Source organism: Rhodococcus opacus (assembly GCF_012396235.1).
Taxonomy (GTDB): Bacteria; Actinomycetota; Actinomycetes; order Mycobacteriales; family Mycobacteriaceae; genus Rhodococcus_F; species Rhodococcus_F opacus.
In genome coordinates this window covers 155,385-171,598 of record NZ_JAAXPA010000016.1, presented here as the reverse complement: position 1 = coordinate 171,598, position 16,214 = coordinate 155,385, and the positions used below count along the sequence as shown (strand labels likewise).

14 protein-coding genes are annotated in these 16,214 nt (G+C 68.4%); 4 read left to right on the top strand and 10 right to left on the bottom strand.

Annotation, left to right across the window (positions count from 1 at the left end):
• The first annotated feature begins 156 nt into the window (after positions 1-156).
• Genes ectB through HGB39_RS21975 form a run of 4 tightly spaced genes read left to right on the top strand, consistent with a single transcriptional unit; the run spans position 157 to position 3,632 of the window.
• Positions 157-1,419, top strand: a complete 1,263-nt coding sequence (gene ectB, locus HGB39_RS21990) for a diaminobutyrate--2-oxoglutarate transaminase (protein ID WP_005575164.1) — start codon at positions 157-159, stop codon at positions 1,417-1,419.
• Between the two features lie 19 nt (positions 1,420-1,438).
• Entirely contained in the window at positions 1,439-1,837 is a 399-nt protein-coding gene (locus tag HGB39_RS21985) for an ectoine synthase (RefSeq protein ID WP_005261294.1), read from the top strand.
• A gap of 10 nt (positions 1,838-1,847) precedes the next feature.
• Entirely contained in the window at positions 1,848-2,783 is a 936-nt protein-coding gene (locus HGB39_RS21980) for a D-isomer specific 2-hydroxyacid dehydrogenase family protein (RefSeq protein ID WP_005575166.1), read from the top strand.
• Between the two features lie 21 nt (positions 2,784-2,804).
• Positions 2,805-3,632, top strand: a complete 828-nt coding sequence (locus HGB39_RS21975; protein ID WP_005575168.1) for an NAD-dependent protein deacetylase — start codon at positions 2,805-2,807, stop codon at positions 3,630-3,632.
• Between the two features lie 3 nt (positions 3,633-3,635).
• On the opposite strand, the gene proB is transcribed toward HGB39_RS21975, so the two are convergent.
• The 10 genes from proB to HGB39_RS38915 all read right to left on the bottom strand — a co-directional run bounded on the left by proB (position 3,636) and on the right by HGB39_RS38915 (position 16,198).
• The gene (gene proB, locus HGB39_RS21970; protein WP_005261297.1) at positions 3,636-4,736 is read right to left on the bottom strand and encodes a glutamate 5-kinase; all 1,101 of its coding nucleotides are present in this window, start codon (positions 4,734-4,736) and stop codon (positions 3,636-3,638) included.
• Positions 4,733-6,193, bottom strand: a complete 1,461-nt coding sequence (obgE, locus tag HGB39_RS21965; protein ID WP_005572497.1) for a GTPase ObgE — start codon at positions 6,191-6,193, stop codon at positions 4,733-4,735. Before obgE ends, proB begins: the two co-directional genes overlap by 4 nt.
• A 143-nt stretch (positions 6,194-6,336) precedes the next feature.
• The gene (gene rpmA, locus HGB39_RS21960) at positions 6,337-6,600 is read right to left on the bottom strand and encodes a 50S ribosomal protein L27 (protein ID WP_005248077.1); all 264 of its coding nucleotides are present in this window, start codon (positions 6,598-6,600) and stop codon (positions 6,337-6,339) included.
• A 42-nt stretch (positions 6,601-6,642) separates the two neighbouring features.
• Positions 6,643-6,954: a 50S ribosomal protein L21 gene (rplU, locus tag HGB39_RS21955; protein WP_005248081.1), complete on the bottom strand. Its 312-nt coding sequence runs from the start codon at positions 6,952-6,954 to the stop codon at positions 6,643-6,645.
• 206 nt (positions 6,955-7,160) lie between these two features.
• A complete protein-coding gene (locus HGB39_RS21950; RefSeq protein ID WP_064080189.1) occupies positions 7,161-10,556 on the bottom strand; it encodes a translation initiation factor IF-2 N-terminal domain-containing protein in 3,396 nt (1,131 codons plus the stop codon).
• 456 nt (positions 10,557-11,012) lie between these two features.
• On the bottom strand, positions 11,013-11,432 hold the full coding sequence (gene ndk / locus HGB39_RS21945; RefSeq protein ID WP_005248085.1) for a nucleoside-diphosphate kinase: 420 nt from the start codon (positions 11,430-11,432) through the stop codon (positions 11,013-11,015).
• Between the two features lie 18 nt (positions 11,433-11,450).
• Positions 11,451-11,861 (bottom strand): DUF4233 domain-containing protein, encoded by a 411-nt coding sequence (locus HGB39_RS21940; RefSeq protein ID WP_005248087.1) that lies wholly within the window; start codon positions 11,859-11,861, stop codon positions 11,451-11,453.
• Entirely contained in the window at positions 11,858-13,285 is a 1,428-nt protein-coding gene (folC, locus tag HGB39_RS21935; RefSeq protein WP_064080190.1) for a bifunctional tetrahydrofolate synthase/dihydrofolate synthase, read from the bottom strand. Before folC ends, HGB39_RS21940 begins: the two co-directional genes overlap by 4 nt.
• The gene (locus HGB39_RS21930) at positions 13,282-15,990 is read right to left on the bottom strand and encodes a valine--tRNA ligase (protein WP_005567585.1); all 2,709 of its coding nucleotides are present in this window, start codon (positions 15,988-15,990) and stop codon (positions 13,282-13,284) included. Before HGB39_RS21930 ends, folC begins: the two co-directional genes overlap by 4 nt.
• Positions 15,991-16,045: 55 nt before the next feature.
• Complete coding sequence (locus HGB39_RS38915) at positions 16,046-16,198, bottom strand: hypothetical protein (RefSeq protein ID WP_231137662.1); 153 nt, start codon at positions 16,196-16,198, stop codon at positions 16,046-16,048.
• Positions 16,199-16,214 lie beyond the last annotated feature (16 nt).

Genomic DNA, 16,214 nt, shown 5'->3' with positions numbered 1-16,214 from the left:
GACAAAAGGAGGAATCAACGGTGCGACTATCTCCCACAACACATCCGGAACCAACCTCAGTGACAACTCATCTACCACGCGTCACATTATGTCCCACACATCACTTCATCCACATGAGACACGCTCTAAGAGCATGCCCCGGAGGAATGCAGCAACATGACTAACTTCGATACGAACATTTTCGACAACCTCGAATCCGAGGTTCGCAGCTACAGCCGCGGCTGGCCCGCCGTCTTCGAGTCGGCGTCCGGATCGTGGATCCGCGACGAGAACGGTCGCGACTACCTCGACTTCTTCGCCGGTGCCGGTTCGCTGAACTACGGCCACAACAACCCGGTCCTGAAGTCGGCGCTCGTCGACTACATCGTCAGCGACGGCATCACGCACGGTCTCGACATGTCGACCGTGGCCAAACGCGACCTGCTCCAGACGTTCCAGGACAAGATCCTGAAACCCCGCGGTCTCGACTACAAGGTCCAGTTCCCCGGACCCACCGGCACCAACACGGTCGAGGCCGCACTGAAACTGGCGCGCAAGGTGACGGGTCGTTCGTCGATCATCAACTTCACCAACGCTTTCCACGGAATGACGCTCGGCGCCCTGTCTGTCACCGGTAACTCGATGAAGCGCGCCGGCGCCGGAATCCCGCTGGTGCACGCCACCCCGATGCCGTTCGACAACTACTTCGACGGAGTCACCGAGGACTTCCACTGGTTCCGCCGCGTGCTCGACGACTCGGGTAGTGGCCTGAACCGTCCGGCCGCCGTGATCGTCGAGACCGTGCAGGGTGAGGGCGGCGTCAACGTCGCCCGCGCCGAGTGGCTGCGCGCCCTCGCGGACCTGTGCGCCGAGCGCGAGATCCTGCTGATCGTCGACGACGTCCAGATGGGCTGCGGACGCACCGGGCCGTTCTTCTCCTTCGAGATCGCCGGCATCACCCCGGACATCGTCTGCCTGTCGAAGTCGATCGGTGGTTACGGCCTGCCGATGGCGCTGACGCTGTTCAAGCGTGAGCTCGACGTGTGGGGACCGGGCGAGCACAACGGCACGTTCCGCGGCAACAACCCGGCGTTCGTCACGTCGAAGGTGGCGCTGGACCACTACTGGTCCGACGACACCCTTCACCAGTCGACGCTGAAAAAGGGCGAGAAGATCCACCAGGCGTTCACCGATCTGGCGAACCAGTTCGAGGGCTCCATCTCCACCCGCGGTCGCGGCCTCGTCCAGGGCCTCGTGTTCGACGAGCCGGAGAACGCGGGCAAGGTCTGCAAGCTCGCCTTCGACGAGGGCCTGCTCGCGGAGACCTCCGGACCGTCGGACGAGGTGGTCAAGCTCCTGCCGGCGCTCACCATCACCGACGAGGAACTGGACCACGGACTCGCGATTCTCGCCGACGCCACCGGCAAGGTTTGCAGCTAGAGAGAGGACTGACACTCACATGATCGTTCGCACCACCGCAGAAATCACCGACACCGAGCGCGACATCACCAGCGAGGACGGAAACTGGCGCAGCAAGCGCATCATCCTCGGCGGCGACAAAGTGGGCTTCTCGTTCCACGAGACCACGATCAAGGCGGGCTCGGTCAACGAGTTCCATTACGCCAACCACGTCGAGGCCGTCTGGCTCGTCGAGGGAACCGGCAAGTTGATCGACCTCGACAACGACAAGGTCTACGAACTCGGCCCCGGTTCGATGTACCTGCTCAACGGTCACGAGCGTCACCGTGTCGAGCCCGACACCGAAATGCGCATGCTGTGCGTGTTCAACCCGCCCGTCACCGGGCGTGAGGTCCACGACGAAAACGGTGTCTACCCGTTGGTCGAGGTTCCCGCGTAAGTTCGACCCCATGGCCGACGACGCTGCTGTTCCAGCTATAGCCATCGGACCCGCCCCGGACCCGCTCCTCGAGGATGCGGTGCGCCGGGGCGGCGCCCGTGTGGCACCCTTCGAGTCCGCGGACGCCCTGGTCTGGACCGCGGGTCCGATCGGGTTCCCGGACCCGCTTCCCGAGAACATCCGCTGGGTGCAGTTGAACTCCGCGGGTGTCGAGGAGTGGTTCGCCGCGAAGGTGATCAGACCTGACACCACCGTGCTGTGGACGTCGGCGGCGGGCGCGTTCGCCGCCACCGTCGCCGAGCACGCTCTGACGCTGCTGCTGGCCGGGGTGCGGGCACTACCGGAGCACCTCGAGGCGAAGACCTGGCGTCAGCAGGAGTTCTTCTCGAAGATCGGCACCCTGCGGGGCACCACGGTCGCGATCGTGGGTGCCGGCGGAATCGGCCGGGCACTGATCCCGATGCTCGCGGGTGTCGGGGCCGACGTCATCGCGGTGAATCGCTCCGGAAGCCCGGTGCCGGGCGCGATCGAGACGCTCCCCACCACCCGTCTCGGCGAGGTGTGGGCCCGCGCGGACCACTTCGTGATCGGGGCTCCCGCCACCGACGCCACGCACCATCTGGTCGGGGCGGCGGAGTTCGCGCAGATGAAGCCGACCGCGTGGGTGATCAACGTCGCGCGCGGCTCGCTCGTGCACACCAACGCACTGGTGAAAGCGCTGCGGGACAAAACGATCGGCGGTGCGGGACTCGACGTCACCGATCCCGAGCCGCTTCCCGACGGCCACCCGCTGTGGGATCTGCCCAACGTGATCATCACCCCCCACGATTCCAACCCGCCTGCGGTCCGGCCCCCGGCGTTCGCCGAGCACGTGGCGCTGAACGTCGCCCGCTTCGTCGCAGGTGAGAATCTCACCGCTCTGATCGATCCTGTCGTCGGGTACTGAGCCGGCGCTACCCTGGAGTGCGTGTTCGCCCGACTGATCGACGTACTCGGTGGCCGGCGCCTGTGTGTGATCACCGGCGCCGGCATCTCGACCGACTCCGGAATTCCCGACTACCGGGGTCCGGAGTCGCCGCCGCGCAATCCCATGACGTACCAGCAGTTCACCGGGGACTCCGACTTCCGCCGCCACTACTGGGCGCGCAACCACCTCGGCTGGCGGCACATGGACGCCGCCCGGCCCAACACGGGCCACCGCGCGCTGGCGGGGCTCGAACGGGCCGGTGTCGCGCGTGCCGTCATCACCCAGAACGTCGACCTGCTGCACACCAAGGCCGGCAGTCGCCGGGTGATCGACCTGCACGGCACGTACGCCCAAGTCCGGTGCCTGGCGTGCGACGCCCTGATCTCGCGGGCGACGCTCGCCGACCGGCTCGAGCGTGCGAACCCCGGTTTCGCCGAAACCGTCTCTGCCGCACGGGGAGTGGAGATCGCACCGGACGCCGACGCGGTGATCACCAGCACCGGGCATTTCCGGATGGTCGACTGCGAGGCGTGCGGCGGACTTCTCAAACCCGACATCGTGTACTTCGGCGAATCCGTCCCGAAACCGAGGGTCGCCGCCGCCTACGACGTGGTCGACGAGGCCGAGGCGCTCCTGGTGGCCGGCTCGTCGCTCACCGTCATGTCGGGACTGCGGTTCGTCCGGCACGCCGCCAAGCGCGGAATCCCCATCGTCATCGTCAACAGGGGGACGACACGCGGCGACGAGTTCGCCACCCTCACCCTCCACGCCGGTTGCTCGGAGGCACTCACCGCACTGCTCGACGCGTCCTCCGCGCTGCCCGCGTGACCGTCAGAGCGGCACCAGATCGTCCGCGTGGACGACGGGGCGCTGCATCTCCGCGGGCAGTTCCTGGGTCGACTTGCCCAGGATGTCGCTGATCTCGGCGGAGTCGTACGCCACGACACCCCTGGCCACGGGACGCTCGTCGGGGCCGAGGAGCGACACGACGTCGCCGCCGTAGAACCGCCCCGACACCGCGCTGATCCCCGCGGGCAGCAACGACCGCCGTTTGGTGACGACGGCACGCACAGCGCCCTCGTCGATGTGCAGGATCCCCTGCTCGTCCGCGGCGTGGCGTACCCAGAACTTGCGCGCCGACAACCGGGACGGCCGGGCCGCGAATGCCGTCCCCACCCCGGCGTCCCGTAGCGCTGCCCCGGCGTCCGAGGCGGCGGCGAGCAGCACGGGCACGCCGGCATCGGCCGCGAGGCGCGCTGCCGACAGCTTGGACGCCATCCCGCCGGTGCCGAGAGCGCCGCCCGAGCCTGCGACCACCCCGTCGAGATCCTCAGGGCTGTTCACCTCGGGAATCAGCGTCGCATTGCCCTTGCGGGGGTCGCCGTCGTACAGCCCGTCGACGTCCGACAGCAGGACCAGCGCGTCGGCGCCGACCAGGTGCGCGACCAGCGCCGCGAGCCGGTCGTTGTCGCCGAAGCGCAGCTCCGCCGTCGCGACGGTGTCGTTCTCGTTGACGATCGCGACCGCGTGCAGCGCGCGCAGGCGGTCGAGAGTGCGTTGCGCGTTGCGGTGCTGCGCGCGGCGGGCGATGTCGTCCGCGGTGAGCAGCACCTGCCCGACGGTGCGCCCGTATCGGGCGAACGACGTGCCCCAGGCGTGGGCCAGCGCCAGCTGGCCGACGCTCGCGGCGGCCTGCTTCGTCGCCAGGTCCCGCGGCCGCTTGGTCAGCCCCAACGGAGCCAGACCCGCGCCCACGGCCCCGGACGACACGACGACCACGTCGGAACCGGCACGCATCCGTGCCTCGATCGCATCGGCCAGCTCGTCGAGGCGACGGACGTCGAGCCCGCCGACCAGACTGGTCAGCGCGGACGATCCGATCTTCACGACAATGCTGCCCGCCGACGCGATCGTGCGCCGGGTGGCGCTCACTGGTCTTCGGGGTCGAGGCCTTCGAGACCGCGACGGACCCTGGATGCGTGCTTGCGTTCGGTCGCGCCGATGCGCTCGACCTGATCCAGACGCGGGTCGGTACCGCGGCCGGTGCGGGTGAGATCGACGCCGGCCGGTGTCTGGGGCTCCCAGTCGAAGCTCACGTTGCCGATCGTGACGGACGCTCCCGGCTCCGCACCCTGCTTGACGAGCTCGGTCTCCACGCCGAGTCGCGCGAGGCGGTCGGCGAGGTAGCCCACGGCCTCGTCGTTGTCGAACTGCGTCTGCCGCACCCAGCGCTCCGGCCGCGTGCCGCGGACGATGAACCCACCGGGGATCTCGGGGTCGGCGACGACGCTGAAGCTGTTTTCGTTCGCGATCACCGGGCGGATCACCTGACGCTTCGGCTCGGCCTTCGGGTGCGCCTCACGGTAGTCCGCAACCAGCTTCGCCAGCGCGAACGTCAACGGGCGCAATCCCTCTCGGCTGACAGCCGAGATCGTGAAGACAGGCCACCCGCGGGCCTCGAGATCGGGGGTGACCATCTCGGCCAGCTCGGCCGCCTCCGGCACGTCCGCCTTGTTCAGGATCACGATGCGGGGCCGGTCCGCGAGGTCACCGAGCCCGGCGTCGCCGGACAGCGCGCCCTTGTACGCGGCGAGTTCCGCCTCGAGTGCGTCGATGTCGGAGATCGGGTCGCGGCCCGGGTCGAGCGTCGCGCAGTCGACGACGTGGGCCAGCACGGCGCACCGCTCGAGGTGGCGCAGGAAGTCCAGTCCGAGCCCGCGGCCGTCGCTCGCGCCGGGGATCAACCCGGGCACGTCGGCCACCGTGAACGTGGTGTCGCCGCTCGACACCACACCGAGGTTCGGCACGAGCGTCGTGAACGGGTAGTCGGCGATCTTCGGCTTCGCCGCCGACAGCACGGACACGAGTGAGGACTTACCCGCCGACGGGAACCCGACCAGCCCGACATCGGCCACGGACTTCAGTTCGAGGACCAGTTCCCGCTCGACACCGTCCTCACCGAGGAGCGCGAAGCCCGGCGCCTTGCGCGCCTTCGACGACAGGGCCGCGTTGCCGAGTCCGCCGCGGCCACCCTGGGCGGCCTCGAAGCGGGTGCCGACACCGATGAGGTCGGCGAGGATACGCCCGTCCTCGTCGAGGACGACGGTGCCGTCGGGGACCTTCAGGATCAGGTCGTCGCCCTGGGCGCCGTCACGGTTGCTCCCCATCCCCTGCTTGCCGTTGGTGGCCTTCGCGTGGGGGTGGAAATGGAAGTCGAGGAGGGTGTGGACGTTGCCGTCCACCTCGAGCACGACGTCACCGCCACGCCCGCCGTTGCCGCCATCCGGGCCACCGAGTGGTTTGAACTTCTCCCGGTGTACGGAGGCGCAGCCATTGCCGCCTTTTCCGGCGCTGACGTGCAGCACGACGCGGTCAATGAATCGGGACATGACTGCCGGATCCTTCCTCAGCCAATTGTGTTGATCTCACTCTTGAAAAAAACAATAGGGGCGGACCGGGTATCTCGACCCAGGTCCGCCCCTATTGGGAGCTTGAAACGTCCCTCACGGGACGATGCATACTCGCGGCAGGACTAGGCCTCTGCCGCCGCCGGAACGATGTTCACGGTCTTGCGTCCACGCTTGGTGCCGAACTCGACGGCACCGGCAGAGAGCGCGAAGAGCGTGTCGTCGCCGCCACGACCGACGTTGACGCCGGGATGGAAGTGGGTTCCGCGCTGACGCACCAGGATCTCGCCGGCGCTGACGGACTGGCCGCCGAAACGCTTCACGCCGAGTCGCTGAGCATTTGAATCGCGACCGTTACGGGAGCTGGATGCACCCTTCTTATGTGCCATGTTCTTGACCCTCCTCGGGTGAAATCAGCTCTGAAGCTCTAGCTACTTGATGCCGGTGACCTTGAGGACCGTCAGCTTCTGCCTGTGGCCCTGACGCTTGTGGTAGCCGGTCTTGTTCTTGAACTTGTGGATCCGGATCTTCGGGCCCTTGGTGTGCTCGACGACCTCACCCGTGACCGAGATCTTGGCCAGCTTGTCGGCGTCGGTCGTCAGATCGGATCCGTCGACGACGAGAACGGGAGCAAGCGAGACAGCAGTGCCGGGCTCACCCTCGATCTTCTCGACCTTGACGAGGTCACCAACAGCGACCTTGTACTGCTTTCCGCCGGTCTTGACGATCGCGTACGTTGCCATCGGAGGGCTACCCCTTGCTTCTTCGAACTTGCTCGCGCCACAGTGTGCGCGACTGGTCTGGTGTGACGGCTAGCTCGGTCGAGATCGCGCAGCCTTCACAGGTGAGGGCACAGCTGACCTTCATCGCCGAGTAGCGACTGGTCAAGGTTACAGGAAGGCAACCGTTCCGTACAAACCGGCGTCGATTGCCTTCCCGCGCTCCCTCGTCAGTTGTCGGCGTCCACCGGCGGGCCGGCGGGACGTGCCGCCGCCCGGCGGCGCCGCGGCCTGCGCGGCGCTGCCTGCGCATCCGCGCCGTCGGGCGAGGACGCGGGCGGTCCGCTCACGGCCGAAGCCGACATGGCCGGTTCCGGCTCCGGTGCGTGCTCCGCGCCGGTCTCCGATGTCGGGATCACGAACACGGTCCCGGCGCTCGGGGTTTCGGACACCGGCGCGGCCGCTGCCCTCGACACCCGACGACTCCTGCGCCGCGGCGGGGCCACCGGCTCCGGTTGGGGCTCGGGCTCGCGCTCCACGACGGGTTCCGGGGTCTCGGCGACCGGAGCCTCTTCGGCCGGCGCAGGTTCGACGACCGGCTCTTCGGCCACGGCTTCCTCGACGACAGCTTCCTCGACGACGACTTCCTCCGCCTCGGGTGCCACGACGGCTTCCGCGGCGACCGCTGCCGGGGCCTCGGCCACGGCTTCTTCGATGCCGGGCAGGTCAGCCGCCGGCGTCTCCGCCTCCACGGCGACCGGCTGCTCGGGCTCGGGAACCGCCGCCGCGGGCTGCGCGGCGGATTCCGCCTCGTGCCCGCTGTGTGCGTGCGCGGCCTCCTCCTCGTGATGGTGGTGTGCCATCGCGAGAGCGACCGGGTGGGCCCGCTTGACGGTGGCGTCCACCGTCGGGGTCTCCTCGTGCACGGGAGGCTGCGACGTCTCCCCGCCGGACGACTTGTCGCGTCCCCGCTTCTTGCGGGAGCCACCGGAGTCGCCGCCGCGGGACGACCCGCCGCGCGCACCGTTGTCCTCGGAGGCTTTCACCTCGATCGGCTCGGCGTGGACGAGGATGCCCCGGCCGTGGCAGTGCTCACACGTCGTCGAGAACGCCTCGACCAGTCCGGTGCCCAACTTCTTCCGCGTCATCTGGACCAGACCGAGCGACGTGACCTCGGACACCTGGTGGCGGGTGCGATCCCGGCCCAGGGCTTCCGTCAGCCGTCGCAGCACGAGGTCGCGGTTCGATTCGAGCACCATGTCGATGAAGTCGACGACGATCATGCCGCCGATGTCGCGCAGGCGCATCTGCCGGACGATCTCCTCGGCCGCCTCGAGGTTGTTCCGGGTGACGGTCTCCTCGAGGTTTCCGCCGGCACCGGTGAACTTGCCGGTGTTGACATCGACCACGGTCATGGCCTCGGTGCGGTCGATCACGAGCGTGCCGCCGGACGGCAACCAGACCTTGCGGTCGAGCGCCTTCGCCAGCTGCTCGTCGATGCGGTGCGCCACGAAGACGTCGACACCGTTGTCCGACGTGTGCTGCTCGAGCCTCGGCATGAGATCGGGGGCCACGGACTTGATGTACGACTCGACCGTCGACCAGGCCTTCTCGCCCTCGATGACGAGCTTGGAGAAGTCCTCGTTGAACAGGTCGCGGATGACCTTCACGAGAAGGTCGGGCTCCTCGTACAGGGCCTGCGGGTTACCGGACTTGCCGGATTCCGCCTTCGCGGCCTGCGCTTCGATCCCGGCCCACTGGTCCTGCAGGCGCTTCACGTCGCGAGCGAGTTCCTCCTCGCTCACACCCTCCGACGCGGTCCGGATGATGACTCCGGCGTCCGAGGGCACGATGTCGCGCAGGATGTCCTTGAGGCGCTTGCGCTCCGTGTCGGGGAGTTTGCGGCTGATGCCGGTGGACGTGCCGCCCGGCACGTACACCAGGAAGCGGCCCGCGAGACTGATCTGCGTGGTCAGCCGCGCACCCTTGTGCCCGACCGGGTCCTTGCTGACCTGAACCAGCACCTGATCGCCCGGCTTGAGAGCCTGCTCGATCTTGCGGGAGTTGCCGCCGAGCCCGGCGGCCTCCCAGTTGACCTCACCCGCGTACAGCACGCCGTTGCGGCCGCGGCCGATGTCGATGAACGCGGCTTCCATGCTGGGCAGCACGTTCTGGACGCGTCCGAGGTACACGTTGCCGACCATCGATGCCGACGCCGACGTGGTCACGAAGTGTTCGACGAGGACGCCGTCCTCGAGCACGGCGACCTGCGTCGTCGCGTGCGGTTGCCCGGTGGCGATGCGGTCGCGCACCACCATCACGCGGTCGACGGCCTCGCGGCGGGCCAGGAACTCCGATTCCGTCAGGATCGGCGGACGCCGGCGGCCGGCATCCCGGCCGTCACGGCGACGCTGACGCTTCGCCTCGAGCCGCGTCGAACCGGTGATGCCCTGGACCTCGTCCTTCGAGCGGCTCTTGTTGCGAGGTTCACGCTCGTGGACGACGGTGTTCGGCGGATCGTCCTCGGACGTGGCCTCTCCCGCCCCCTCGCCACCGGACTTGCGACGACGACGGCGACGGCGGCGACGGCTCGACCCGTCGGAGTCGCCCTCACCGGCCTCTTCGTCACCGGACTCCGCCTCGGCCTGCTCGGCCTCAGCGGGCTTCTCCTCGGACTCCTTCTTCGGCTTCTCTTCGAGCTCCCGAGCCGGTGTCTCGGCGACCTTCTCCTCGCGCGCGGATTCCCGCGCGGATTCCTCGGCCTCGGGACCCTCGGTGTCGGTGTCGGTGTCCTGCTCGTTCTGCTGTTCGCCCCGTCCGCGACCACGGCCGCGACGGCCGCGGCGACGACGACGCGGCTGGTCGCCGTCGACGTCGGACTCGTCCGTCTCGGTCTCGGCGGTTCCGGTGTCCGTGGCCTTCGCGGTCTCGGGCACCTCGTCGTGCGATTCGACGACGGGCGGCTGCTCGGTGGTGGGTTCCGGGGTCCCGGCGTCCCGGCGACTGCGGCGGCGACGCGGCGGGGTCTCGACCGCCGCGAGGTCGGGCTGCAGGAAGAGCGGGACCTGCGAGACGGCGGGCGGGGTCTCCACGGCGGGCTCGGCGGCGGGCGCCTCGACCTGGTAGGACGCGGTGGTGAACAGGTCACGTCCGAGGTCGCGCTCGGAAACCGCGGCCTCCTCCGCGACGGGTTCCTGGGCGGGAGTTTCCTCGGCGGGAACCGCCGGAGCGGGAGTCTGCTCGACCGCCGCTTCCTCGACGTCGGCAGCCGCGACCGGTTCCGGCGCGACCTCGACGGCCGGTTCGGCGGCCGGGGTCTCCGCGACCGGTTCGGCGGCCGGGGTCTCCGCGGCCGGTTCGGCCGCTGCGGGTGGCTCGGTGGGAGCGTTCTGCGCAGCGGTGAAAGCTGCGTGCACACGCTCGGCGACGTCGCGTTGCAGGCTCGACTGCGCGCTGCGCAGTTCGGTTCCGAGGGCCGCAGCCTCGGCGAGAACCTGCTTGCTCGTCACGCCCAGCAACTTCGCGAGGGCGTGAACGCGAATCTTCTCCGGAAGAGCGGGAACCGCGCTCCCGGCGGTGGCCGATTCGTTCGGCTCTGAATTTGTGGGCGGCGCTTGATCGGCCACGTAGTCTCCTCAGCCCCCGGGCGCGTCCACTCCCGTGTCTGGGGGTGTCACGCGGCCACGCGAGGGCGCAGTATGTGTACTCGCGCCCCAGATGTGAGCGCGAGATTGTCTGGTCTCGCTCCACACAGCGCGTGCAGTGTCCGTTTTCACTGCACGCCCGTGTAGTGCCTTGCGGATGGCCGTCGTCCGTGGCGCGAGCGCCTGATCATCCAGCGTGCCGAACGCCCAGGTATTTCCTGTTGACGTAGGGGCAGCGATGAAGGGCATCGAGCCGTGGTGCCATCCGGTCGAAGCCACGTGGTGCACAAATTGCGGTCCGACCACCCTCAGTATCCCACACGTGTGCCGCAGTCCGTGCCAGCGGCGCACGTATCGGTCTGGAACATGTTCCGCACGCGAGGGCGCCGCCGGCCCGGAGGGCAGGCCGGTGGGTCGAGGGGTGGGTGGAGAGGTAGATCAGTTGGCGGCGAGGTGCGGGAACCAGAGGGCGATCTCGCGCTCGGCGGACTCGACCGAGTCGGAGCCGTGCACCAGGTTCTCCTGGGCTTCGAGCCCGAAGTCACCGCGAATCGTGCCCGGAACGGCCTTCTCGACGGGGTCGGTGCCGCCGGCGAGCTGACGGAACGCCGCGATCGCCCGCGGACCTTCGAGCACTGCCGCGACGAGCGGGCCGCCCGTGATGAATTCCAGCAGGCCCGGGTAGAACGGGCGGCCTTCGTGCTCGGCGTAGTGGGCGGCTGCGATGTCGCCGGGAGCGGTGCGCAGGTCGAGCGCGGAGATCGTCAGACCTTTCCGCTCGATACGACCGAGGATTTCTCCTACATATCCGCGGGCAACGGCATCGGGCTTGATCAGTACAAGGGTGCGCTCAGTCACGGCGCACAGCCTAAATGGTCAGCCCCGCTGCCCCGGCAGCAGGCCCCGCTCCATTCGCTGGCGGACATTCCGGCGGAAGTAGAGAAGGTATCCCCACAGGATGGCGAAGACCACTCCGACCGAGCCGATCGACACGTGGACGAAGAACCCGAGCAGGAGCCCCACCTGCAACAACAGGTTGTACTTCATCGCCCAGGGGCGGCCCTGCAGGCCCGCCCCGAGGATCATGAGCACCGCCAGCCCCACGAGGTACGTTCCGGACCACCAGGTCAGTCCGCCGCCGACCGTCGCGACGACCGGCAGGGCGAGAAGCACCACGATCGCTTCCAGAATCAGAGATCCCGCGACCACACCGCGGAATCCCTTCCACGGGTCCTTGGTCGGCGGCCCGAACTCCGGTTCCGAAGCACTCGAGTCTGGCTCGCTCACGCTGGGTCCTTTCCGAAGAGGGTGCGGGCCGCACCGGCGGTCACCACGGATCCGGTGACCACGACGCCCGCCCCCGATACTGCTTCACCCGGCTCGGCGACCTCCTCGGCCAGTCCGATGGCCGTTTCCAGCGCGTCCGCGAGTGTGGGCGCCACGACGACGCGTTCGTCGCCGAACTTGGCGACCGCGAGATTGGCGAGATCGTCGACGTCCATGGCCCGCGCCGAACCGTTGTTCGTCACGACGAGCTCGTCGAACACCGGTTCCAGCGCCGACAGGATGCCGTCGACGTCCTTGTCCCCCATCACGCTGACGACGCCGACCAGCTTGCGGAAGTCGAACTCGGCGGTCAGGGCGGCGGCGAGCGCACGAGCCCCGTCCGGGTTGTGCGCGGCGTCGAGGAAGACGGTCGGGGCGCTGCGCACACGTTCGAGCCTGCCCGGATTGACGACCGAGGCGAACGCCTCCCGGATGGCCTCCTGGTCGAGCTGCCGTTCCGGGCCCGCACCGAAGAACGCCTCCACGGCCGCGAGCGCGAGCGACGCGTTACGCGCCTGGTGCTCCCCGTGCAGGGGCAGGAAGATGTCGGTGTAGACCCCGCCGAGGCCCTGGAGTTCGAGCTGCTGGCCGCCGACCGCGATCTGCCGGGCCAGCACCGTGAACTCGGAGCCCTCCCGCGCGACCGCGGCATCCACCTCGACGGCCCGGCGGAGCAGCACCTCCATCACTTCCGGCGTCTGCTCGGCGAGGATCGCGACGGCGTCGCGGGGCACGAGCGCGTCCTCGCGGCCCTTCTTGATGATGCCGGCCTTCTCCTCGGCGATCCCGGCCAGGTCATCGCCGAGATACTCGGCGTGATCGAGGCTGATCGGGGTGATCACCGCGATCTCGCCGTCGATGACATTGGTTGCGTCCCAACGCCCGCCGAGACCCACCTCGACGACGGCGACGTCGACGGATGCCTCCGCGAACGCGGCGTACGCCATCGCGGTGAGCACCTCGAACTTGCTCATCGCCGGGCCGCCGGCCGCCTGCGACTGCTGGTCGATCATCTGCACGTACGGTTCGATCTCCCGGTACGTGTCGACGTACCGGCGGGGCGACACCGGGCGCCCGTCGATGCTGATGCGCTCGGTGGCGAGCTGCAGGTGCGGGCTGGTGGTGCGGCCGGTGCGCCGGTGCAGCGCCGTGAGCAGCGCGTCGATCATCCGCGTCACCGACGTCTTACCGTTGGTGCCGGTGACGTGGATGGCGGGATAGCCGTGCTGCGGCGAACCGAGCACGTCCATCAGGGCCGCGATCCGGGTGAGGGACGGCTCGATCTTCGTCTCGGGCCACCGCTTGTCGAGTTCCGCCTCGACCAGTGTCAGCTCCGCGAGGTCGACAGGACTGACTTCCTCCGGCGTGAAGTCGGGCGAGGTCACGCGCCTTCCAGCTCCTTCAATCGCTTGGTGATGCGTTCGATTTCTTCCGTCGCGATCTGCTGACGCGTACGGATCTTCTCCTTGACGGCGTCGGGGGCCTTGGCCAGGAACGCCTCGTTGGACAGCTTCGCGGTGGTTCCGGCGAGTTCCTTCTGCGCGGCCGCGAGATCTTTCTCCAGCCGCGCCTTCTCGGCGCCCAGGTCGACGTTGCCCGACGTGTCGAGATCGACGGTGACGGTCGCCTTGCTCAAGCGCACCTCCACCGACGCGGACACCGCGAAACCGTCCTCCGGGTCCGTCAGACGCGCCAGCGACGTGACCGCGGCGAGCTGCGTGTCCAGATCGGCCTCGGCGATGCCGCTGATCCGCGCGGGCACCCGCTGCGAGGGCTTGAGCCCCTGGTCGCTGCGGAATCGGCGCACCTCGGTCACCAGTCGCTGCATGTCCTCGACACGCTGCGCCGCAACCGCATCCGCGGCGGTCTCGCTCGACTGCGGCCACTCCGCCACGACGACGGATTCGTTCTCGGTGAGCGCCTTCCACAGGGTCTCCGTGACGAACGGGATCACCGGGTGGAGCAGGCGCAACAGGGCGTCGAGGACGTTGCCGAGCACGGCCCGCGTGTTCGCCGCGACCGTGTCGTTCTCGGCGAACTGCACCTTGGCCAGCTCGAGGTACCAGTCGCAGACCTCGTCCCACGCGAAGTGGAACAGTGCCTCGCACGCCTTGCTGAACTCGTACCGGTCGAATGCGGCGTCGACCTCCCCGCGCACCTGCTCGAGGCGGTCGAGGATCCACCGGTCGGCGTCGGTCAGTTCGCCGCGTCCGGGCAGTGGTGCCGGCGCGGCCCCGTTCATGAGGGCGAACTTGGTCGCGTTGAACAGTTTGGTCGCGAAGTTCCGCGACGATTGCGCGTGGTCCTCGCCGACGGACAGGTCGCTGCCGGGGTTGGCGCCGCGGGCCAGCGTGAAGCGGAGCGCATCGGCGCCGAAGCGGTCGACCCAGTCGAGCGGGTCGATGCCGTTGCCCCGCGACTTCGACATCTTCTTGCCGAACTGGTCGCGGACGAGGCCGTGCAGGAACACGTCCTGGAACGGCATCTGCGGTCCGGACTTGCCTTCGCTGAACACCCCGTCGCTTCGCTCGCCCCGCCCAGTGATGGCGTCGTCCTCCGACACATACGTGCCGAACATCATCATCCGCGCCACCCAGAAGAACAGGATGTCGTAACCGGTGACGAGAACACTTGTGGGATAGAACTTCTCGAGCTCGGGCGTCTTCTCGGGCCAGCCCATGGTCGAGAACGGCCACAACCCGGAGGAGAACCAGGTGTCGAGGACGTCGGGATCCTGCACCCAGCCCTCGGGCGCGGTCTCGTCCGGTCCGAAGCATGCGACCTCGCCGTCGGGGCCGTACCAGATCGGGATCCGGTGACCCCACCACAGCTGACGCGAGATGCACCAGTCGTGCATGTCGTCGACCCAGGCGAACCATCGCGGTTCCTGACTGGCCGGGTGAATGACCGTGTCACCGTTGCGCACCGCGTCGCCGGCGGCCTTCGCGAGGGACTCGACCTTCACCCACCACTGCAACGACAGGCGCGGCTCGATGGACTCACCGGTGCGCTCGGAATGTCCGACACTGTGCAGGTAGGGCCGCTTCTCCGCGACCACGCGACCCTGCTCGGCGAGCGCCTCACGCACCTTGACCCGTGCCTCGAAGCGGTCGAGACCGTCGAATTGCGTTCCCGTGTCGGCGATCTTGCCGGTCTTGTCCATGATGGTCGGCATGGGCAGGTTGTGCCGCAGGCCCATCTCGAAGTCGTTGGGGTCGTGCGCAGGCGTGATCTTGACGGCGCCGGTGCCGAACTCGGGATCGACGTACTCGTCCGCGATGATCGGGATGTCGCGCCCGGTGAAGGGGTGCTCGAGCGTCGTTCCGATCAGGTGCTTGTAGCGCTCGTCGTCGGGGTGGACGGCCACGGCGGTGTCGCCGAGCATCGTCTCGACACGGGTGGTCGCGACCACGACGTGCGGCTCGTCGTCGCTCAGGGAGCCGTACCGCAGCGAGACCAGCTCGCCCTCGACGTCCTCGAACTTCACCTCGATGTCGGAGATCGCCGTCTGCAGCACTGGCGACCAGTTGACGAGACGCTCGGCCCGGTAGATCAGGCCGTCGTCGTACATGCGCTTGAAGATGGTCTGGACGGCGCGGGACAGCCCGTCGTCCATGGTGAACCGGTCGCGGCTCCAGTCGACGCTGTCACCGATGCGGCGCATCTGGCCGCCGATGGTGCCACCGGACTCGCGCTTCCAGTCCCACACCTTGTCGATGAACAGCTCGCGGCCGAAGTCTTCCTTCGTCTTGCCGTCGACGGCGAGCTGCTTCTCGACCACGGTCTGCGTCGCGATGCCCGCGTGGTCCATGCCGGGCAGCCACAGCACCTCGTAGCCCTGCATCCGCTTGCGGCGGCTCAGCGCGTCCATCAACGTGTGGTCGAGCGCGTGACCCATGTGCAGGCTGCCGGTCACATTGGGCGGCGGCAGGACGATGGAGTAGCCCGGCTTGTCGCTGTGAGGGTCCGCGCGGAAGTAACCGGCGTCTACCCAGCCCTGATACAGATCGTCCTCGACGGAACTGGGGTCCCAGCTCTTCGGGAGGGCATCGGCACGGTTCTGGGGATATTCTGGAGCTGCACTGGTCACCCGTCGAGTCTAATGAACGCACGGACGACCGACGACGGGGCTACCGTCCGCCTCGCTACTGGTCGCTGAACAGCGCGCGGTGCACCTCGGTGGCGGTGCGATGCTCCGGGTCGACGGGGCGCAGCGCCTCGCCTGCGTCCTCGCCGCCTGCCTGGGATCCTGCGGTGGTGTGCAGCTCGGAGAAGAGCTGCACGTGGTGGTCGTTCAAGGGATTCCTCCGGTTC